The organism is Nocardia sp. NPDC051900 (genome assembly GCF_044452545.1).
Lineage (GTDB): Bacteria > Actinomycetota > Actinomycetes > Mycobacteriales > Mycobacteriaceae > Nocardia > Nocardia sichangensis.
This window is the reverse complement of record NZ_JBITBU010000015.1, coordinates 98,484-117,623: the sequence shown is the minus strand read 5'-3', so window position 1 is coordinate 117,623 and position 19,140 is coordinate 98,484. Positions and strand designations below refer to the sequence as shown.

The 19,140-nt window shown below is 66.8% G+C and carries 21 protein-coding genes and 2 pseudogenes; 17 read left to right on the top strand and 6 right to left on the bottom strand.

Features of this window, described 5'->3' with window-relative positions; genetic code table 11:
- Positions 1-69: 69 nt before the first annotated feature.
- Positions 70-897 (bottom strand): class I SAM-dependent methyltransferase, encoded by an 828-nt coding sequence (locus tag ACIA5H_RS25055; RefSeq protein WP_397077612.1) that lies wholly within the window; start codon positions 895-897, stop codon positions 70-72.
- A 125-nt stretch (positions 898-1,022) separates the two neighbouring features.
- On the opposite strand from ACIA5H_RS25055, the pseudogene ACIA5H_RS25050 reads away from it, so the two are divergent.
- The 5 genes and pseudogenes from ACIA5H_RS25050 to ACIA5H_RS25030 form a co-directional block, all read left to right on the top strand.
- Positions 1,023-1,394 (top strand): annotated as a pseudogene (locus ACIA5H_RS25050) (2-phosphosulfolactate phosphatase); the annotation flags it as partial.
- A 46-nt stretch (positions 1,395-1,440) separates the two neighbouring features.
- Complete coding sequence (locus ACIA5H_RS25045) at positions 1,441-1,875, top strand: VOC family protein (protein ID WP_397077610.1); 435 nt, start codon at positions 1,441-1,443, stop codon at positions 1,873-1,875.
- A 225-nt stretch (positions 1,876-2,100) separates the two neighbouring features.
- Positions 2,101-2,703 (top strand): hypothetical protein, encoded by a 603-nt coding sequence (locus tag ACIA5H_RS25040; protein ID WP_355076408.1) that lies wholly within the window; start codon positions 2,101-2,103, stop codon positions 2,701-2,703.
- A 347-nt stretch (positions 2,704-3,050) separates the two neighbouring features.
- Entirely contained in the window at positions 3,051-3,659 is a 609-nt protein-coding gene (locus ACIA5H_RS25035; protein ID WP_356965359.1) for a hypothetical protein, read from the top strand.
- 204 nt (positions 3,660-3,863) lie between these two features.
- Positions 3,864-4,085 carry a hypothetical protein gene (locus ACIA5H_RS25030; protein ID WP_039804574.1) on the top strand — a complete coding sequence of 74 codons (222 nt, stop codon included), beginning with the start codon at positions 3,864-3,866 and terminating at the stop codon, positions 4,083-4,085.
- Positions 4,086-4,215: 130 nt separating this feature from the next.
- Here the strand turns inward: ACIA5H_RS25030 and ACIA5H_RS25025 are convergent, their stop codons facing one another.
- Both ACIA5H_RS25025 and ACIA5H_RS25020 read right to left on the bottom strand, forming a co-directional pair.
- Positions 4,216-5,130 (bottom strand): DNA-binding protein, encoded by a 915-nt coding sequence (locus tag ACIA5H_RS25025; RefSeq protein ID WP_397077758.1) that lies wholly within the window; start codon positions 5,128-5,130, stop codon positions 4,216-4,218.
- A 27-nt stretch (positions 5,131-5,157) separates the two neighbouring features.
- Positions 5,158-5,346: pseudogene (locus ACIA5H_RS25020) on the bottom strand (helix-turn-helix domain-containing protein); the annotation flags it as partial.
- 503 nt (positions 5,347-5,849) lie between these two features.
- Between ACIA5H_RS25020 and ACIA5H_RS25015 the strand changes: the two are divergent.
- The 5 genes from ACIA5H_RS25015 to ACIA5H_RS24995 all read left to right on the top strand — a co-directional run bounded on the left by ACIA5H_RS25015 (position 5,850) and on the right by ACIA5H_RS24995 (position 9,373).
- Entirely contained in the window at positions 5,850-6,194 is a 345-nt protein-coding gene (locus ACIA5H_RS25015; RefSeq protein WP_397077606.1) for a hypothetical protein, read from the top strand.
- Positions 6,191-6,505, top strand: a complete 315-nt coding sequence (locus ACIA5H_RS25010) for a hypothetical protein (protein WP_397077604.1) — start codon at positions 6,191-6,193, stop codon at positions 6,503-6,505. The genes ACIA5H_RS25015 and ACIA5H_RS25010 overlap by 4 nt, the downstream gene beginning before the upstream one ends.
- 193 nt (positions 6,506-6,698) lie before the next feature.
- Positions 6,699-7,172: a hypothetical protein gene (locus ACIA5H_RS25005; RefSeq protein WP_397077602.1), complete on the top strand. Its 474-nt coding sequence runs from the start codon at positions 6,699-6,701 to the stop codon at positions 7,170-7,172.
- 60 nt (positions 7,173-7,232) lie between these two features.
- Positions 7,233-7,904 (top strand): SGNH/GDSL hydrolase family protein, encoded by a 672-nt coding sequence (locus tag ACIA5H_RS25000; RefSeq protein WP_397077600.1) that lies wholly within the window; start codon positions 7,233-7,235, stop codon positions 7,902-7,904.
- An 80-nt stretch (positions 7,905-7,984) separates the two neighbouring features.
- A complete protein-coding gene (locus ACIA5H_RS24995) occupies positions 7,985-9,373 on the top strand; it encodes an MFS transporter (protein ID WP_397077598.1) in 1,389 nt (462 codons plus the stop codon).
- A gap of 136 nt (positions 9,374-9,509) precedes the next feature.
- Here ACIA5H_RS24995 and ACIA5H_RS24990 read toward each other — a convergent pair whose 3' ends face one another.
- Positions 9,510-10,469: an isochorismatase family protein gene (locus ACIA5H_RS24990; protein WP_397077596.1), complete on the bottom strand. Its 960-nt coding sequence runs from the start codon at positions 10,467-10,469 to the stop codon at positions 9,510-9,512.
- 359 nt (positions 10,470-10,828) lie between these two features.
- Here ACIA5H_RS24990 and ACIA5H_RS24985 point away from each other — a divergent pair, with 359 nt between their 5' ends.
- Positions 10,829-11,137 (top strand): hypothetical protein, encoded by a 309-nt coding sequence (locus ACIA5H_RS24985; protein ID WP_397077594.1) that lies wholly within the window; start codon positions 10,829-10,831, stop codon positions 11,135-11,137.
- Positions 11,138-11,291: 154 nt separating this feature from the next.
- On the opposite strand, the gene ACIA5H_RS24980 is transcribed toward ACIA5H_RS24985, so the two are convergent.
- Together ACIA5H_RS24980 and ACIA5H_RS24975 are read right to left on the bottom strand one after the other, a co-directional pair.
- Positions 11,292-11,987, bottom strand: a complete 696-nt coding sequence (locus ACIA5H_RS24980; protein ID WP_364433571.1) for a hypothetical protein — start codon at positions 11,985-11,987, stop codon at positions 11,292-11,294.
- Positions 11,988-12,069: 82 nt separating this feature from the next.
- Positions 12,070-13,002, bottom strand: coding sequence for a PDR/VanB family oxidoreductase (locus ACIA5H_RS24975; protein ID WP_397077591.1), 933 nt, complete (start codon positions 13,000-13,002; stop codon positions 12,070-12,072).
- A 146-nt stretch (positions 13,003-13,148) separates the two neighbouring features.
- On the opposite strand from ACIA5H_RS24975, the gene ACIA5H_RS24970 reads away from it, so the two are divergent.
- Genes ACIA5H_RS24970 through ACIA5H_RS24945 form a run of 6 tightly spaced genes read left to right on the top strand, consistent with a single transcriptional unit; the run spans position 13,149 to position 19,139 of the window.
- On the top strand, positions 13,149-14,309 hold the full coding sequence (locus ACIA5H_RS24970; RefSeq protein ID WP_355076427.1) for an acyl-CoA dehydrogenase family protein: 1,161 nt from the start codon (positions 13,149-13,151) through the stop codon (positions 14,307-14,309).
- A gap of 10 nt (positions 14,310-14,319) precedes the next feature.
- Positions 14,320-14,844, top strand: coding sequence for a YiiD C-terminal domain-containing protein (locus tag ACIA5H_RS24965; protein ID WP_364433580.1), 525 nt, complete (start codon positions 14,320-14,322; stop codon positions 14,842-14,844).
- Positions 14,841-15,734, top strand: a complete 894-nt coding sequence (locus tag ACIA5H_RS24960) for an alpha/beta fold hydrolase (RefSeq protein ID WP_397077588.1) — start codon at positions 14,841-14,843, stop codon at positions 15,732-15,734. Before ACIA5H_RS24965 ends, ACIA5H_RS24960 begins: the two co-directional genes overlap by 4 nt.
- A gap of 9 nt (positions 15,735-15,743) precedes the next feature.
- The gene (locus tag ACIA5H_RS24955) at positions 15,744-16,877 is read left to right on the top strand and encodes an ABC transporter ATP-binding protein (protein ID WP_397077586.1); all 1,134 of its coding nucleotides are present in this window, start codon (positions 15,744-15,746) and stop codon (positions 16,875-16,877) included.
- Between the two features lie 34 nt (positions 16,878-16,911).
- Complete coding sequence (locus ACIA5H_RS24950) at positions 16,912-18,285, top strand: ABC transporter substrate-binding protein (RefSeq protein ID WP_397077584.1); 1,374 nt, start codon at positions 16,912-16,914, stop codon at positions 18,283-18,285.
- Positions 18,282-19,139, top strand: a complete 858-nt coding sequence (locus ACIA5H_RS24945) for a metallophosphoesterase (RefSeq protein ID WP_397077582.1) — start codon at positions 18,282-18,284, stop codon at positions 19,137-19,139. Before ACIA5H_RS24950 ends, ACIA5H_RS24945 begins: the two co-directional genes overlap by 4 nt.
- The last annotated feature ends 1 nt before the right edge of the window (position 19,140 follow it).

The following is a 19,140-nucleotide window of genomic DNA, read 5'->3' as shown; positions in this document are numbered from 1 at the left end:
AGCGATCCAATAAGTCGGCCTCGGCATTGCGCCATCCCCGGCCGGACCGCCCCCGATCGGTCCTCGACCTCACTCGAGGCGCTGTCCGACACGCAGGACACTCAGATAACGGCGCGATGCCCGGTCGCCCATCCGTGTACGGATGCGCTCGGCGACGGCATCGAGCAGGGGCTCACGGACGTCGCGGGCAAGCCTGCGATACAGCGACGTCGAGCGAAGGAGATCGGCGAAGCCGTCCCCGTCGAACCACTGAACGGTTGGGTACCAACGCACGATCGTCGGGCCGAACAATGCTCCGGGATCCTGCACCAGGCCCCAACCCTCGCCGGTGGCGCGCACGTCATCCTCCAATGGCGGATGACCCCAGCCGGGGTTGCCGGGGCAGAACCGCTCGTGCAGATCGGCGGTCTCGGCGTAGACCTCCGGCTCGCCCGGCCTGCGGACGACGACGTTGCCGAGCAGCGCCATCCAGCCTCCGGGACAGAGCACGTCGTGGGCTCGCTGCCAGCCGATCAACGGGTCCACCCAATGCCACGACGACGCGGCCACGAGGGCGTCGAAGCGTCGGCCACGGTCGTCCCACTCCTCGAACGTCGACGTCTCGACTTCGATGTTGTGCAAACCAGCGATCCGCCGCCGAGCGAATGCGGCCATGTCCGGGCCCGGCTCGATGGCGGTCACCGAGCAGCCGAGCGCTGCCAGCGAGCGCGTCGCCTGACCGGTACCGCAGCCCACCTCCAGCACCGCCGACCTTTCGGTCACGCCGGTGATGTCGCAGAGGTCCGCGAACAGCTCGTCAGGGTATCCCGGCCTGACTCGGTCATAGAGCTGCGGCACCTCGTTGAACACTCGGCCGAGGTCGTGTCGATTCGGGTCCGTCTTCCGATCGTCGGTCACGAACGGACAAGCTACGAGGCTCGCCCACCCATTCGCCACCGGTTTACCGGCAGCCGATGACGCGTTACGTCGTCCCCAACGCGCGCTCACGTCGGTGACCGATCCTTCTCATGCACGATGTGTGAGTGCGTTTCACTTTCACCGGCCTGGCGCAGTTGAGTGCCGTGCCGCGAGTGGCTGTCGTCATCGATGTGATGCGCGCGTTCACCACCGCGGCGTACGCCCTTGCGGGTTCCGCCGACCGGATCGTCTTCGCCGACACCGATTACGCGGCATTGGAACTGAAGGCGCGCCACCCGGATTGGCTCGCTGTGCGTGACGGCGCACCAGCGCCGGGGTTCGATCTGTCGAACTCGCCCCGACAGCTCAGCTCACAGGATCTGCGAGGCCGCACCCTGGTGATGAAGACCACCGCGGGTACCGCGGGCGCGCTGGGCGTCGCCGACGCCGACGTGGTTCTGTGCGCGAGTTTCGTTGTCGCGCAAGCGACCGCGAGACATCTGCGGAAGGCGTGGACAAGGGATACGCCCTTATGGTGGACCGATGGCATCGGTCAAGCAGGTCCAAGTCACCTTCGACTGCGCAGAACCCGAGCGCGTCGCTCGCTTCTGGTGCGAGGTGTTGGGCTACGTTGTGCCGCCGCCACCAGAGGGGTTCGCTACGTGGGAGGATTTCGATCGCTCGCGGCCGCCTCAGCTTCAGGGTTCGTCGTTCGCCTGCGTCGATCCCTCGGGAGTGGGCCCGCGGCTGTACTTCCAGCGCGTTCCCGAAGGGAAGGTCGTCAAGAATCGAGTGCATCTCGATGTGCGGGTCGGCACCGGCCTCGTGGGTGAACAGCGCCTCGCCACACTCGAAGCCGAGTGCGCACGACTTATCGCCTTCGGCGCGATACGCGTGCGGCTACTTTCCGCCGATGACCACAACGAGTCGTGCATCGTGATGCAAGACATCGAGGGCAACGAGTTCTGTCTCGACTGAGGGACGCCATCCCGGTACTACCCACTGAATGCAGAAGGAGCAACATCAGGCGGAGCACTAGTCGCCTCCGGTTTTGCCGCTGTTGGATTTTCCACGCTTCGGCCGCAGGTACCAAGCGCGTTAGCTTTGCTTACGAACGACTTTGGGGGCGGAATTTTGAAACACCACAGGTGGTTCGTTCGATGAGACGATTATGTTGCCGGGGCGGCTGCGGAGGAAGCTGACATGATCGACGGAATGGCCGTTGCCACTCACCTGGCTGTGGCACTGGGGGCAACGGGCGGACGGCCCGTGGACCGATCGGTGGATCAAGGATTGACCGCGCTCACCGGTGTGGTCACGCGCGGGCTCGGACGACGCGCACTAGATGACCTCGACCAGAACCCGCACAGCATGGCAGCACGCCGCCAACTCGCCGCCGAGATCGAACGCGCGGCAGCCGCCGACACGGAATTCGCCCGCGAACTCGCCGCCCTGCAAGCCACGCTCGGCAGGCTGAACGGCGGAACCGTGATCAACACCGCGACCCACGGCAGCCGGATCGTCACCGGCAGCAAAGGCATCACGGCTGGTGGCAGCATTCACAACACCACATACGACATCGCGTCGGATGAGGATCTGTCCCGAGCTCCGGTCTGGACGAAGGCACTGTTGTGGATCGGCTTGGTGTTCGTCGGTATCGGCTTCGTCGGTGGCCTGATCGGCATGTCCCGAGGCGCGTCGGTGTCGGGGCAATTCAACTTGCTGCCGTTCTTCCTCATCGGCGGTGTCCTCATGACCTTCGCCGAGCTCGGCGCGAGAACGTCGACACCTCGACGCCGCCGGTAGGTCGGAAGCAGTTCGCCCGCTCGGTCGCCTTGCGGTGGTACAGCCAGGTCGTCACCCCGACGAGTGAGATCCGCAGGAGAATTCAGAGCTTGTCGGATGTGCGGCGGTTTACTGGAAAACAGCTGGATCAAGACCTCTTCCGCACGTCGGATCAAAACATGCTGCGGTTTATGGGTTTTCGATATCCACCCGCGCGATCATGCCCAACTCCTGGCATGCAGACCGCTACCTCGGGGTCGTACCAGAAATCAGTGAGATGAATTTTTCAGTCGGAATGTGTGAAACAACGCCGGTGGCTCGTTCGATGAGATGGTTATGCTGCCGGGGCGGCTGTGGAGGAGACCGACATGATCGACGGAATGGTCGTTGCCGCATATGTGGCCGCGGCACTGGGGGCGGCGGGCGGACGGGCCGTGGACCGATCACTGGATCAAGGACTGACCGCGCTGACCGGCATGGTCACACGCAGGCTGGGACGGCGCGCGCTCGACGACCTCGACCGAAACCCGACGAGCATGGCAGCACGCCGCCAACTCGCCGACGAGATCGAACGCGCGGCATCCGCCGACGCGGAATTCGCCCGCGAACTCGCCGAACTCCGAGACCAACTGGACAGGATGAACGGCCGGACCATCATCAACACCGCGACCCACGGCAGCCGGATCGTCACCGGCGGGGACGGCATGACCGCTGGAGACGACATCCATAACACCACCTACGATTCCCCGGCCCCAGGGGATCTGTCGGGGGCACCTCTGTGGAGCAGAGTCCTGATCTGGATCGGCACAACTGTCGGAGTGATCGGCTGGGCGATCGCCGGAATCGCGATTGCTCAGCACACACCAGGGCACATGAACGATGCCACAAACGGATTCGTGGTCTTCATGATCGGAGTCGGCATCGCGCTGGTGGGCCAATACGGCGCGAGCACGTCGACACCTCGACGACGGCGGTGACGCCAGCCCATCGCCCCACCTACGAATGATGGACCCGCCCACCTCCTCACCGCGGGCCACGGACGATAGAGCGAATACGTGCGGAGGCCACGACCAACGCTGATGCGGCATTGCGTTCGGCTGTGCTATGTTGGGTCTCGCGGCCGTCGAAGATCAAGTTCCGACAACGCATTCGAGGTGGGGGTAATGAAATCAGTATTTCGCATGGGCATCGTCGCCGTCGCGGTAGGCATCGGCTCCGTCGTGATCGCCGGACCAGCCCAGGCCGACGTCTGGCGTGACGCGGTATGCGGCCACGGGTATCACTACGGCCAGAAAGTCGATATCCACGGCCAGCAGTGGAAGATCGAAGGCGAACGAGGCAACGGCGCAGGATATATCCTGAGCGATAAGTACGGTCGGACAAACCAGGTCGACTGCTCGTAGGCACTCACGACCACGGTCGTCAGTTGAGGCGGCACTTTCGGATTCTCCCGAAAGTGCCGCTTCATCAATGGCAACCTACGAACGGAAAGCGACACGTCGAGAGCACGCGGAGCGCTCCCTGTGCGTAGGTTCAGACTGCATCATTGCTCGACCCGGCGATCTCGTCCATCAGCATCCGCAGGGTCAGGGAATGTTTCTCGGGCGGAAGGGCGTCCATCGCGCTGCGTGCGGTCCGAATTCCTTCGGTTCGATCACCTGCTCTGACCAGCATCAGACCGCGGTGCATCTCCAGATGCGTTGCGAAGCGCGGCAACTCGGCCGGAAGTTCCCTTCGGGCCTGCTCTTGTGCGGCGACCGCCAATTTCTCATCGCCGAGGCGCGCCGCGAGCAGGGACAGGAACACATTCATGCGCCACCACGGAACGGCGTAGTCGGAGGTCTGCTCGTAGGACCCGGACTTGTCGAACACCCGGCGTCCCTCTTCGACAAGGGCGCGCCCCGTCTCGCCATCGCCGCGCAGCACTGCGGCGTGCGCCTTGCCCATGATCGCGTTGAGACGACCCAAGCTCGGCTTGCCCGACAGCGCGAGCGCCTGGTCGGCGAAAAGATCGGCGACTCCTAATGCCGCACCCTCGTAGCCGAGCGCTATGGCCGCCCGCCCACGCACCCACACTCGGGTCTGCTCATCCTCGGAACGGTCCGCTGCCTCGGCGGCCATCCGGTACCAGGTGACCGCCTTGGTGCCGTCCGATCCCGGAAACGTCTTCGCGTACAGCGTCATCAGCCGGGCGGCCGCTCCCCACATCTGCGGACTGTCCAACTGCTGTTGCAGTATCGCCAGGTCGATGGCCAAGCGCCGCTGAATGTCCGCCGCACCGAGTGACATGTAATCGGTACCGTAAGCGCTGAGCTTTTCCTGCCATGCCTCGATACTGGGCCCGGCGTGATCCAGCCGTGCCGAGAAACCGGCTGCCAGCAGATCGGATGCCACTATCGGCGCGATGCTGGTCGCTGCCACCTGAGCCAGGAACTTTCGTCTGTTCATGCCATCGTCCTCGAAAACAGCCAGAGGCACGTCCAGCACCGCCGATAGGTGGCGTAGCCAATACCGGCTGGGCACCGTGTCTCCGTTCTCCCAACGCCTCGAGATGTATTCCCGAGAAATATTCGCCCCCGAATGAGCCGCCAACTCGTCCGCCAGCCGGCCCTGCGACCATCCCCGGGCTTTCCGGAGTTCGCGGATCAACTCGCCCACACCCATAGGCCGATCATCTCCTGGTTCCACATCGCGCGGAAGGATTTACAGCACCTAAGACTCCATCTGCCACTACCGATGCCACTATTACGAGCCAGCGAGTCGCCGCCGCATAGTGACCCCGGGCACAATGCCACTCCCTAGTGCCACTGCACGGGCGCGGCTCGATGCGTGACCCTCGATTCAGCCCCGACACCGGGTGCCGCCGGGTTGATCCGGCCCAGTCGACTGCCCGATGCGCAGTTGGCGGTTCGGCCTCGGCGTCGGGTGCACACCAATCGTTCGAGCGAGGGGAGACGCTTGTGTATGCGCCGGATCGGTTCGGGGATACGCCGTTGGCGGTGTGCCACTTCTACCGCGAAGTGTGTGACTTGCCTGCCGAGGTGGATCCGCCTCATTTAGGGCGCATCGTCCTACGGGTAGGTCGGGTGTGCGGGTTGATGATGCCCGCGTTCATCGGTTCGGAAGTCAAAGCTTGGATGCACCGCGCTGGTCACCGGGGTGGGCCGGTGTTGACGCATCCTCGGTCCCAGCGCTGGACATTTTTGACCGGTCCCGACCTGCCCGAGGACATTCGGTTGTTCGCGGAGATGTCGCGGTTCAGTGTGTCCATTGTGAGCGGTGGAACCATCGCGTTGCCCGGTCCCGGTCAGCGTCCCGGCCTGTTCCGGGCATGGGTGCACTCGCCGTGCGACGCCTACCGGCCCACCGGCCGGATCGTGGTCGAAGCGATACGGGGATGCGCCGCTGAGCACACGCGGCGACGTCAGCGGGTGGGGTGGCACATGCCTGACGACATCAGCGCCGCGAGTCGGGTTCTCGTGCCGGATCGACCACCGCGGCTCTCCCGGTGAGCGGCGATCAGGAGGCCGAGCGCTCCGCCGCCGAACTCGATGTACTCACCGAGGTGATCGGCACGCTGGTGACCTCCACCGCGGATGCGGTACGTGACGGGATGACCGAGGCCGCCCGCGCCCATGTGATGGCGAAGGTGATCTATGTTCTGATCACCAGCGCCCGCACCGCCACAGCGCCCCACACCGGGCGGCTGTATGCCGCCGCGGTGCTCGATCCGATCATCGAGAACACCTCAGCCGCTGACGAGATCACCTTGCTGGATCTGCTGATACCCGCACTCATCGGCCAGCACGTCGGCGGTATCTGAACGGAACTGACCGCCTCTCGTACGCTGCGCTCCTCTCGGGAAGGAGCGCAAACGTCGGGGCATCCAGGGACTCCGCATAAGCGGGTCTCCACATCGGTGTGCCGAAACCGACTCGTCGCCAGCATGGTTCTGGCCGCCGAAGCTTTTCGTCGCACCGAGATCACGTCCGCAATGACTCTCTGAAAGGTCGCCTATGCAGGCTGACGCAGCCCAGCCGCAACACCCCTCGGTATCGCTGTCGGAGTGCGCCGCAGCGGTGTTCCGCGCCAGCGCTCCGAGGCTCATGTCGGTCGCCTGCCCCGAACCTCACTGCCGCGTCAGCGTCCTGGTCGCCGGTGGGATAGTCGATGCCGACGTCGGCTCGCACGAGCACTGTCCTATGGTCGGCGGCCGCGTCATCGGCAACCGGCCGACATCCACCGCGGCCGACGATTCGGCCCACCCGACCCGGGCTACGAACCGCTCGCCGCGACCGCACGAGCCGGACGTCCACCTGATGATCTCGCTGCGGGGGATGCGGTTCGACTTCACCGTATGCCTCTCGGCGGCTTTGGTTTTCGTGCACGAGCACCAGATCCACCGCTACGCCGACGATGTGACCGTCGATCTGCGCGATACCTCTACCTATCCGCGCCTGCCGAACGAGCGCTTGTATCTGCAACCGTGACCGCGCGCCGGTACGGAGACGGCTTGATAAAAGAATACGGTCGACCGTATATTCTCCCGCATGGAGCACAACGTCCTCACCGAGGAGACCGATCCGTTCTGCCTGGACCAGGGGGATGCCGTGGCATTGCTGGCTGAGGCCCCGTGGGGCAGGTATGCCGTTGTCGGCGACAGTCTTTCGGCGGGAACCGGCGATCCCACCCCGGGCTACCGAGATCAGGGCTGGTCGGACCGGGTTGCCGATGTCTTGCGGGCAGTGCGACCGGATCTGGATTACCTCAACGTCTCCGAGATCGGGGCGACAACCGCCCAGACGCTCGAGAAGCAGGCGGCCCGCATGCTCGAGTTCTCCCCTGATTTGCTCCACCTGCCCTGCGGGGCCAATGACATCGCGCGGCGCAGGCCGGACTTCGGCGAGATAGAGCGAACGCTGCGGCAGATGTACGACCTGGCGAAGGGAACCGGCGCCCTGCTGACCACTTTCACGCTCGGCAAGGCGTACGTCGTCCCGGTCTTCCCGGACTGGCCGGAGCGGATCGCGACGGTCAACGAGATCGTGCGGGGGTTGGCGTCGGAATACGGAGCCCTCGTGGTGGACATGTGGGACCACCCGATCAACGACCGCGACAACCTGCTCAGCGCGGACGGTATCCACTTCTCGACCTCGGGTCAGGCTGTCATGGCGGCCGAGGTGGTCAAGAAGCTGGCCGAATCCCTTGGCACCGACAAATGAAGAGGTCTCTCATCGTGGCAAGTAGTCAGCAAGCAGCCGGCCGGCCGGTAGCAGTAGCGGAAGCGGACGCGATTCCGTGGATGACGGTATCGATTCTTCTGACCGCCCTGTTCATGGCGGTTCTCGACTCGTTCATCGTCGTGGTCGCCGACCCCTCGATCGCGGCGGACCTGCACGCGTCCGACGGCGATGTCCAGTGGGTGCTGGCGGGCTATCAGCTGAGTTACGCGGTCTTCATCATCACCGCTACGCGCCTGGCCGACATGTACGGCCGCAAGCGGATCTTCCTTCTCGGGGTGGTCCTGTTCACGCTGTCGTCGGTCGCTTGCGCGCTGTCACCGAACGCGGGCAGCCTGATCGCCGCGCGTGTCATCCAGGGTCTGGGAGCCGCCCTCATGGTTCCCCAGGTGTTCGCGTACGTCACGGTGCTGGTGCCCGCGGCGAGGCGGCACAGCGTCTACGGCGTGCTCGGCATCGTCATGGGCATGGCCACCATCGGCGGACAGGTCATCGGCGGACTGCTGATCGGCGCCAACCTGTTCGACTCCGGCTGGCGCCTGGTGTTCTGGGTGAACGCGCCGATCGGAGTCGTCATGCTCCTGCTCGCCGTGCGATTCGTGCCGGAGACAGGCTCGGCCGCCAACCGCAAGCTGGACATGTCCGGCGTCCTGGTGCTCAGCACGGCACTGTTCCTCTTGGTGCTGCCGCTCATCCAGGGGCAGGAGGCGGGTTGGCCAGGGTGGGTCTGGGCTTGTTTCGCGGGCAGCGCGGTCGCGTTCGGCCTGTTCGTCGCGATCGAGCGGCGCCTGGAACGACGCGGCGGGGATCCGCTGGTACCGCTGACATTGTTCGAACAGCGCTCGTTCTCGCTCGGGATCGTTCTCGTGCTCGCCCTGTATGCGCTGATCTACTCGTATTATCTGGCCTTGTCGGTAACGATGCAGCAAGGCCTCGACATGTCGGCGCTCGGCGCGGGTCTGGTCTACACGCCCGCCGCCATAACGTTTTTCGTGTTCAGCATGGTAGCGAGCCGGATGGTTCCGAAGTATGGACGACGGGTCCTCGAGGTCGGGGCGATCATACTGGCGACCGGTTACCTGGCGACCGGTCTCTTGCTGGTGTCCGGCCCTAGGATCACTCCGCTGCTCGTGATCCCCACCCTGATTCTGCAGAGTGTCGGTGGCGGACTGGTTATTACGCAGGCGCTCAACACGGTGCTGAGCCGTGTCCGGCCCGAGTCGGCCGGTGTCGCGTCAGGGGCCTTGTCCACGGCCCAGCAGTGTGGCGGCGCGTTGGGCGTCGCCGTTATCGGAGCGGTCTACTTCGGCTCGTTCCATCCGGCGGAAGCGGGGAGGGTCGCCGCCGCAGGACACGCTTTTGCCGTCGCGTCCTTCGGGACGTTCGTCATCGCTGTCGTAGCGGGCGTTGTCGTCTTCCTTCTTCCGAAGCGGCCGACGGTCCAGGTCTGAATGCGAGGACACGGTCGGGCTGCGGACGAAGTGGGTCCCGCTTACGTCCGGGCAGATCGGTTGCCCGGACGTAAGCCAGCGAAAACATCGGCGCCGCGACACTGCCGAGCGTATGTCGGCGGGCCATGACAATCCATCAGATCTGGGTCGCGATATCGAGCATGGTGAGCACATCCGAGACCGGACGAACGTCGCCGAATGATCTGTAGATGGTGTGGAGTGCGGCGTTGTGGTCGCGGTCGCGGCGGGCGGCGTTGGCGTCGGCGACCATGATCACTCGGAAGTCGAGGGTGGCGGCGTCGCGTGCCGAGGACTCGCAGCACACGTTGGTGACGGTTCCCGTGATCAGGACGGTATCTATGTGTCGCTGTTCGAGTAGTTGCGGCAGGACGCAACGACCAGGGAAGAAGGCGCTGAACCCGGATTTGTCGACGAACAGGTCATCGTCGTGGGTGGCCAGATCGGGCCACAGTCGAGTGGGTATCGGTCCGGAAGTCCCCGCGTCGCTGTAGGTTTCGGCGATTTTCGGGCCGAAGAACTCGATCGCTCGCTCGGCCGGTTCCCCAGTCGCGGGCACCACCCACGCGACGGTTCCGCCCGCTATCCGCAACGCGTCGGCCAGGCGGTTGATGTTGGGCACGATCGCCCGGCAGTAGGCATTGCCGGAGACGTGGAGCGGCACCATGTCGATCACGGCCAAAGCGGTGCGCTCGGGATCGAGCTCCGGATACGCGAACCGGCGTCCGCGGCGGGATTCGTGGCGAGCGTACTCACGGGCCTCGATATGCCAGTCGTGTGTCGGGAGCGTCGGTGTGGCGTCGCCGTCGTCGCGAATCAGGTCGTACACATACGAACGGTCACCCTTCCGGCTCACCCACACGCCCTCGGGCGGCAGGTCGCCTCGCCCCGCGTCGTCGAACGGGCGGCTGGACACCTCACCCGACTCCGAGCACACCACCCATCCGAAGCCGGGCAATCGCCGGCACCAGATGTCGAGGTCGACACGCTTGTACGACGGGAATCCATGCATCTCCCCCTCGCGGGCGAACTCATAGGTCAACCCGTCTACCCGCCGCACGAACTTCACACCCGACATCACGCCATCCTCGACGAACGACCCGGCCGCCTCAACTGAACAGCGCGGGTTCCGCTTGCACGCACTCACTCTGACGAGCCCGACGAGCACGCGGAACTGCCGCATTAAGTGATGCAGCATTCATAAACACATGAGCCCACCGCCACTCGACGGATCCGATGCGGCCGGAGGACTTCCCCTGCCACCTTATGAACTTGTGCACACCAAATCCGCAGTTGAAGATACCTATTCGGAAGCCGAAGTGACGAGTCCACGGCAAGATATCGCCCGCGGGCAGCGGAAGTCGCTCCGCGATCTCGCGTACAACAGCGCACACTCTAGCTATTATGTGAACCAACATTCTTCAACATAGGAGCGCAATGATGCGTACCCCCCTTCGCCTCGCCGCCGCCTCGGTCGCGGCGGCGACCCTCGTCGTCACCGCGGCCGGTGCGACGGCCGAACCGATCAGCTCCGCCCCGGCGACCGCTGTCGCGGCCGGAACCGGCTCGTCGGCGGTGGATTCCGGGGCGGCAGCGGCCCAATCGGCCGTGTACTTCCTCCAGCGTGGCGACGTCATCGGGATTCTCGTGCTCTTGGTCACCGCGCCCTTGCAGATATTCACCAGTGGCGTCTGCGATCTGGCCACCGGGTCGGCGCTTCCGAGTCCGTGCGCCACACCGAGGTGAACCCCCGGTGGCGTCTGCGCGCCGGTGCGCCGCGGCGAATTCGGGACGCACCCTGATCGGACCCCCACCGAACGGGAAAGACCCCGCCCGGCGGTGCAGCCGGACGGGGTCGGGTGTCCCCCAACGAACGAGACGTCGGGTTCTTCGCCGCTATCTACTTCGCCTGGACGGGAGGCTGGTTGATAGTGGAGAAGTACTGGATGGCGGCGCCGATCGCCACCGGGGCGGTGACCAGGATCTGGCCCGCGATGGTGCCCAGCGCGCCGATCGCGATGATGCCGCCGAGGCAGCCGATGGCCGCCGCCGGGATGAACGCGCCGAACAGACCGACGATCGCCGCCGAGGCGACGGTCGCGCCGGCGATGCCGCCGAGCACGCAGCCCACGGCGCCGCCGCCGATGCCGCCGATCAGGGTGCCGAGGGTGGCGCCCATGGTGATGGTGCTGGTCATGCGGGACCAGGCGGCCTGCTCACGGTCGTATTCGTTCTTCCACGGGGCCTTGTCCTCGAACGGCAGGGCGACCGGCTTGTAGGCCGCGTGCGCCATGTCGAACTGCGGGGTCAGCGTCGCGGTGCGATCGGCGATGTCGGCCACGATCGGGAACTCGAAGTCATCGACCCGGAACTTCAGCGGCATGCCGGTGAGCACGGCGCCGTTGGCGGCCTTGATCTTGAACAGCCCGTCCTCGACGACCATGGAACCGGCATCGGTCGTGACGATGGACTGGGTGTCGGTGGCGTAGGCGGTGAAGTCGACGGCGTCCTCGCTGCCGGGCTGCGCACCGGCCGAGCCGGCGGCGATCCCGACTGCGGCGACCAGACCAGCGGCCACCGCAACGATTTTCCTCATCCTTGGTTCTTTCCTCTCGGTTTCTCACAGGAAGCGGTCGCGACGAGCGCGCCGCACACCCACCGCGGTCGCAGCGGGCAGGTCAGAGGTCGAGGACGAGCGGGCCCGACCTGGCCCGCGAGACGCACAGCATCATGGTGTCGCCGCGCGCCCGTTCCTCGTCGGTGAGCAGCTCGTCCCGATGCTCGATGTCGCCGGACAACACCGCGGTCTCGCAGCTGCCGCAGGTGCCTTCGCGGCACGAGGTGACGATGCCGATTCCGGCGGATTCCAAGACGTCGGCGATGGATTGGTTCGCCCCGATCCGGAAGGTCTTGCCGCTGGCCGCCAAGCGCACCTCGAACGGCTCGTTCGGGGCGAACTCCGACTGCCGCGGCACGAAGCGCTCCACATGCACCGGCACCCCGGCGCGCGCGCCTTCGGCCTCCGCCGCCGCCAGCAGCGGCTCCGGTCCGCAGCAGTACACGGGGGTGTCGGAGAGATCGGCGAAGATCTCGCGCAGCGGCAGCAGGCCGTGCTCGTCCTGCGGCAGCAAGTTCGCCAGCGGATAGCGCTCGGCGATGGCGTCGGCGAACGCCATGTGTCCTCGGGTGCGGCCGCCGTAGTACAGCGACCAGCGAGCACCCGAGGCTTCCGCGGCGGCGACCATGGGCAGGATCGGCGTGATCCCGATGCCTCCGGCGAGGAAGACATAGCTGTCGCCGCTCACGAGTTCGAAGTTGTTGCGCGGCGCGGACACTCGCAGCACCGAGCCGGGTTGCGCGGCGCGGTGCAGATAGGCCGAGCCGCCGCGCCCGTCCGGTTCGTGCAGCACCGCGATGCGCCAGCGCGGCCGGTCGGCCGGGTCGCCGCACAGTGAGTACTGCCGCACGCCCGCCGCGCCGACCGCGACATCGATGTGGGCTCCCGGTGTCCACGACGGCAGTTCGCCGCCGTCGACCGGGGCCAGGTCGAGCGCGAACACGCCCGCGGCCTCGTCGCGGCGGCGCCATACTCGCACCGCTGTGTCAGTCATATCCGTCCCCTAGCCCGGCAACGTCTCCGCGATCACCGTCGCCGAGATGTGCCGCCCACGCACCGGACGAATGGGCAGTCGATTCGTGCAATCGACGTTGACTATCGCCCCCTCGCCCGCACACGCGGCGCGCCGAGACTGACGCCATGACCACTGTGGCGCAATTGGTGGACAAGACCACCCAGTTCATTCGGGACCAGGTCGTTCCGGTGGAACGCGAGGTCGTCGTGGACGGGCGGGTGATGGACGACGCGCTGCGGCTCGAGCTGCAGAAGAAGGCCAAGGAGGCCGGCGTCTTCGGACCGCTGTCGGATCCGCGATACGGCGGCCTCGGCCTCGACACCCGAGCCCAGGCGCAGGTGCTCGAAGCCGCGGGGGCGAGCCTGCTCGGCCCGATCGCGGTGAACGCGTGGGCGCCCGACGACGGCAACATCCACCTGCTCGCGCACGTCGCGAACGAGGAGCAGCAGCAGCGCTACCTCGCGCCGCTGGCCGCGGGCGACGTCCGTTCCGCGATCGCGATGACCGAACCCGCCCCCGGCGCCGGATCCGACCCCGGGATGCTGCGGACCGTTGCCGAGGAGACCGAGTCCGGCTGGGTCATCAACGGCGCCAAGCATTTCACCACGGGCGCGCAGGGGGCGGCGTTCACCATCTGCGTGGCGCGCACGGGTGACGGCCCGACTATGTTCCTGGTCGACCAGGACAACCCCGGATTGCGGGTGGGTCGCCGGATGCCGACGCTCGACCACACCAGCGCGCCCGGCGGCCACTGCGAGGTGACCTTCGACGACTGCGAGGTGCCCGATTCCGCCGTGCTGGGCCAGGTCGGCCAGGGGCTGGCGCTCGCGCAGGTCCGGCTCGCGCCCTCGCGGCTGGTGTTCTGTATGAACTGGCTCGGGCTCGCGGTGCGGGCGCACCAGCTGACCATCGAGCACATCGGCACGCGCACGTCGTTCGGCGTCCCGATCGCCGAGCACGGCATGGCCCAAGGCCTCGTCGCGGACAACGAGATCGACATCGCCGCCGCGCGCGGCGTGATCCGCACCGCCGCCGAGACCATCGACGCGCAGGGGCCGACCTCCTCGCAGGCGCGGCACGAGGCGTCGATCGCCAAGACGTTCGTCTCCGAGGCGGTCTGGCGGGTGCTCGACCGGGCGGTCCAGTTGCACGGCGGGCTCGGTGTCTGCGAAGACCACCTCGTCGCTCGATTCCTGGTCGAGGCCAGGGCTTTCCGCATCTACGAAGGACCCTCGGAGGTCCTGCGCTGGTCCATCGCTCGCCGCGCCCTGCGCACCAAACGCTGAAGGAGACGTCATGACCACGCGTGAGATCGCCGGTTTCGCGGCGGCCTATCCCGAACTCGACTGCGACGCCGTCGATTACGAGTACCTGCGGGCGGTGTCGCAGGAGATGGTTCCGTTCGGCCGCCACGTCGGCACGCTGATCACCGAGATCGGCCCGGAACGCGCCGTCGTCGAGATTCCCGCCGTCGGCTCGGTCCGCAACCACATGGGCACCGTGCACGCCGGGGCGCTGTTCACCGCCGCCGACATCGGCGGAGCGGCCGCGTTCGTCGGCGCGGCGGCCACCCGCCTGCGCACCGTCGAGCGGCTGGTGCTGCGCGGCGGCAGCGCGTCCTACCGCAAACCCGCCGTCGGCCGCATCCGCGCCATCGCGACCGTCGACCAGCGCGAACTCGCCGACGTGCTCGCGGCGACGGCCGCGCAGCGCTTCGAGCTGTCCGGCAAGGCGGCCCTGCTCGATGACGGCGACGTCGTCGTGGCGAAGTTCACCTTCGACTACGTCTGCGACATCACCCTCGCGGAGGACGAGCGATGACCACCGCGGCGCCGCAGAACCGTTCGGAGTTCACCACACTGGAATCGGCCACGGTGCCGACCGGCGACGGTGTCACCTTCACCGTCCGCTTCCTGGAGTCGAAGAAGCCGGGCGCACCGGTCGTGCTGATCCTGCCCGCCATGGCGATGAAGGCGAAGAACTATCTGTTCCTCGCGAAAGAGCTGCATTCGCAGGGGCTTTCGGTGGCGTTGACCGACTTGCGGGCGCACGGCGAGGCCGAGCCCGGACTCGGGCTGCACCGCGACTTCGGCTATCGCGAGATGATCGAGACCGACCTGCCCGCCCTCGTCGGGGCGGTGCGGGCGCGGTTCCCCGAGGCGCCGATCCACTTGTTCGGGCACAGCCTGGGCGGACAGCTCGCGTTGCTGTTCACCGCGGCGGAGCCGGAGCGGATCGCGGGCGTCACCGTCATCGGCACCGGCACGGTCTTCTGGTGGGCCTTCGGCGCGCGCCGCTGGTGGGAGGCGCTGAGCCAGATCCAGTGGATCGGCCTGGTCTCGCGGTGGAAGGGTCACTGGCCCGGTGGTGTGCTCATCCCGGCCCCGATGCCGGGCGGCGTCATGCGTGACTGGTCGATGCACTCGCTGACCAGCTACTACCGCCCCAAGGGCAGCAAGCGCCGGTACAACACCCTGCTGCGGAACCTGACCGCGCCGGTGCTGGCGATCTCGCTGTCCGACGACGTGCTCGGCCCGAAGTCCAACGTCGACTTCCTGGTTTCCCGGATGCCGAACGCCCGGGTGACCCACTGGCACATCGACGAGAACGCCCCGGTGGCCAATCGCGACCACTTCCTGTGGATCAAGGACTCCCCCGCGATCGCGGCCCGGGTGGCGACCTGGATCGTCGCGGGCGAGCTGCCGGGCTGAGGGGCGACGGTGGCACGACTGCGAATCGAAGCGGTGTCGAAGCGATTCGGCGCCGCCAACGCGGTGCGCGAGGTGAGCCTCGACATCGCCGACGGCGAGTTCATGGTGCTGCTCGGCCCGAGCGGCTGCGGCAAATCCACGCTGCTGCGCATGATCGCCGGTCTGGAGGATCCGTCCGACGGGCGAATTCTGCTGGACGACAAGGACATCACCCATCACGCGCCGCAACAGCGGGACTTGGCCATGGTGTTCCAGAGTTACGCGCTCTATCCGCACTTGACCGTCGCCAAGAACATCGGGTTCCCGCTGCGCGCCCGGCGCACACCGCGCGCGAGGATCGCCGAGCGGGTGTCGGAGGTCGCCGGGGTGCTCGGGCTGACCGAGTTGCTGCGCCGCAGGCCGTCCGCGCTGTCGGGCGGGCAGCGGCAACGCGTGGCCCTGGCGCGCGCCATGGTGCGCGATCCCGGAGCGTTCCTGATGGACGAGCCGCTGTCGAACCTGGACGCGAAGCTGCGCAGCGCGACGCGCGCCGAATTGATCGGGCTGCATCAGCGGCTGGGCGCGACGTTCCTGTACGTGACCCATGACCAGGTCGAGGCGATGACCATGGCCGATCGGATCGCGCTGCTCAACGAGGGTCGGGTGGAGCAGGTCGGCACACCGACCGAGCTCTACGACCGTCCGCGTTCCACCTTCGTCGCCGGATTCCTCGGCGCGCCGCCGATGAACCTGTTCCCCGCCGTCGTCACCGAGCGCGACGGCTCGCTGCGCGTGGTGGCCGATGGGATCGATACCGAATTGGCCATCGGCGTCGAGGGTTTCGACGACGACCTGGAAGTGGTCGCGGGCATCCGCCCCGAACAGCTGCGCTTGGATCCGACCGGCGCCGACATCCGCGGCCGGGTGACGATGGTGGAGAACCTCGGCAGCGAGGAACTGATCCACTTCACCACCGGTGATCGCGTCCTGTGCGCCCGAGCGCCGCGGCCCGCGGGCGTCGCGGTCGACGACAACATCGCGCTGCGAGTCGCCCCGGCGCACATCCACCTGTTCCATGCCACCTCCGGGCTGCGCCTGACCTGGCAGGAAACGCGGCAGGACGCCCACGTCGACAGCGCGGGCGAACCCGTCGCCGTCGCCTGAACCCGAACACCCCTACTCGATGAGGAGAAACACCGTGAAACGCACCGCGCCCGTTCTGGGCCTGGTGTTCGCAACCACCGTCGCGCTCAGCGCTTGCGGCGGACTCGGGAGCACCACCACCGACTCGAACGCCGACAGCGCGCGGATCCCGGAACTGAAGCCGGACCAGCAGGTGTCGATCGTGTTCGAGTCCTACAACTACGGACTGGCCGGCGCCTGGACCGACACCTTCAACTCCTTGATCGCCGATTTCCGCAAGAAGTTCCCGAACATCACGGTGACCGCGCAGAAGCCGCAGGGCAACAGCCCGAACCCGGCCACGGACACCATCTCCAGCATCCAGAACCAGATGGTCGCGGGCTCGCCGCCGGACGTCGCCCAGCTCGGTTTCAGCGACCTGGACTTCACCATCCACCAGCTCGGCGCCAAGCCGCTGGACACGTTGGTCGGCAAGCAGGAAGTGCAGCACAACTTCGACGGAGCCCAGCACCCCTTCGCGCCGAAGGCCCGCACACTCGCCGACTGGGACGGTCACACCTACGGCGTGCCGTTCGTGTTCTCCACGCCCGTGCTGTATTACAACGCTTCGCTGTTCGCCGACGCCGGCCTGGATCCCGCGAAGCCGCCCGCCACCTGGCAGCAGGTCGCCGAGGCCGCGACGGCGATCACCGGGAAGACCGGCAAGGGCGGCATTTACGTCGACTGCCTGACCAAGACCGCCAAGGACTGGTGCTTCCAGTCGATGGTGCGCTCCAACGGCGGCCGGGTGATCTCCGAGGACCGCACCAAGCTCACCTTCGCCGACGCTCCCGCGGTCGAGGTCGCCGCGATGAGCCAGCAACTGGTCAACTCCGGCGGCATGCCGAAGCTCAACCAGAAACAGGGCTACGAGGCCTTCGCCCGCGGTGAGATCGGCATGATCCTGGAGACCAGCGCGATCCAGGGCACCTTCGTGACCGGCGCGAAGGACAAGTGGGACCTGCGCTCGGCGCCGATGCCCAGCTTCGCGGGCAAGCCGACCGTGCCGACGAATTCCGGCGCTTCGCTGCACATCCTGTCCAACGACCCGGCCAAGCAGCGCGCCGCGTGGGAGCTGATCAAGTTCCTCACCAGCGAATCCGCCTACACCAAGATCTCGCAGGGCATCGGCTACCTGCCGCTGCGCACCGGCCTGATGGACGACCCGCAGGGGTTGCAGACCTGGTCGAAGGAGAATCCGCTGCTGGGGCCGAACGTCGCCCAGCTGGCGAACATGGAACCGTGGATCTCCATGCCCGGCACCAACTACCTGCAGATCCGCGACGGCATGATGGACGCCGTCGAGGCGATCGTGTTCCAGGGCAAGGAGCCGCAATCCACTCTCACCGCCGCCCGCGATCAGGGCGCCAAACTCCTGCCGACGTCATGAGCGAGGTGACGATCGTCCAGCTGACCGACACCCACATCCGGCCCGCCGGGGAACGGGTGCACGGGATGGTGGACACCTACACCAATCTCACCCACGTGCTGCAGCAGTTGCATGCCTCGCGGCAGCGCATCGACGCGCTGGTGCTCTCGGGCGATCTGACCGACACCGGGTCGCCCGAGGCCTACCGGCGGCTGCGCGGCGCGGTCGAGCCGGTGGCCGAGGAACTCGGCGCGCAGACGGTGTACGTCATGGGCAATCACGACGAGCGCACCGCCTTCGCCACTGAATTGCTCGGGGCCGACCCCGCCGCGCTGGACCCGGACACCACCCACGACCAGGTGGCCGACGTGGCGGGTCTGCGGGTGATCGCGCTGGACAGCACGACGCCGCGACGCCACGACGGACGGCTCGAGGAGCACCAGCTGGACTGGCTGGCCGAGCAACTGCGCGAACCGGCGCCGCGCGGCACGCTGCTGGTGCTGCACCACCCGCCGATCCCCTCGCCGGTCGCGGCCACCGAGTACCTGCGGCTGGAACGGCCGGAGCTGCTGGCCGAGGTGCTGGCCGGTTCGGATGTGCGGTTGATCGTCTGCGGGCACAACCATCTCACCGGGGCGGCGGCGCTGGCGGGCATTCCGGTCTGGATCGGTCCGGCGCTGGCTTACCGGATCGATACGATCGCACCGGCGGGACGTCATCGGGGACTGATCGGCTTCGGCTACAGCCGCATCGATCTGCTCGGTTCGACGATGGTCGCCACGGCGATCGAGGCGACGCCCGCCGAGACCCTCTACGACCGGCCTGAGCAGGACGTGCTCGATCAACTCGCCGCGCTGGCCGCGGAGGCCGGGTAAC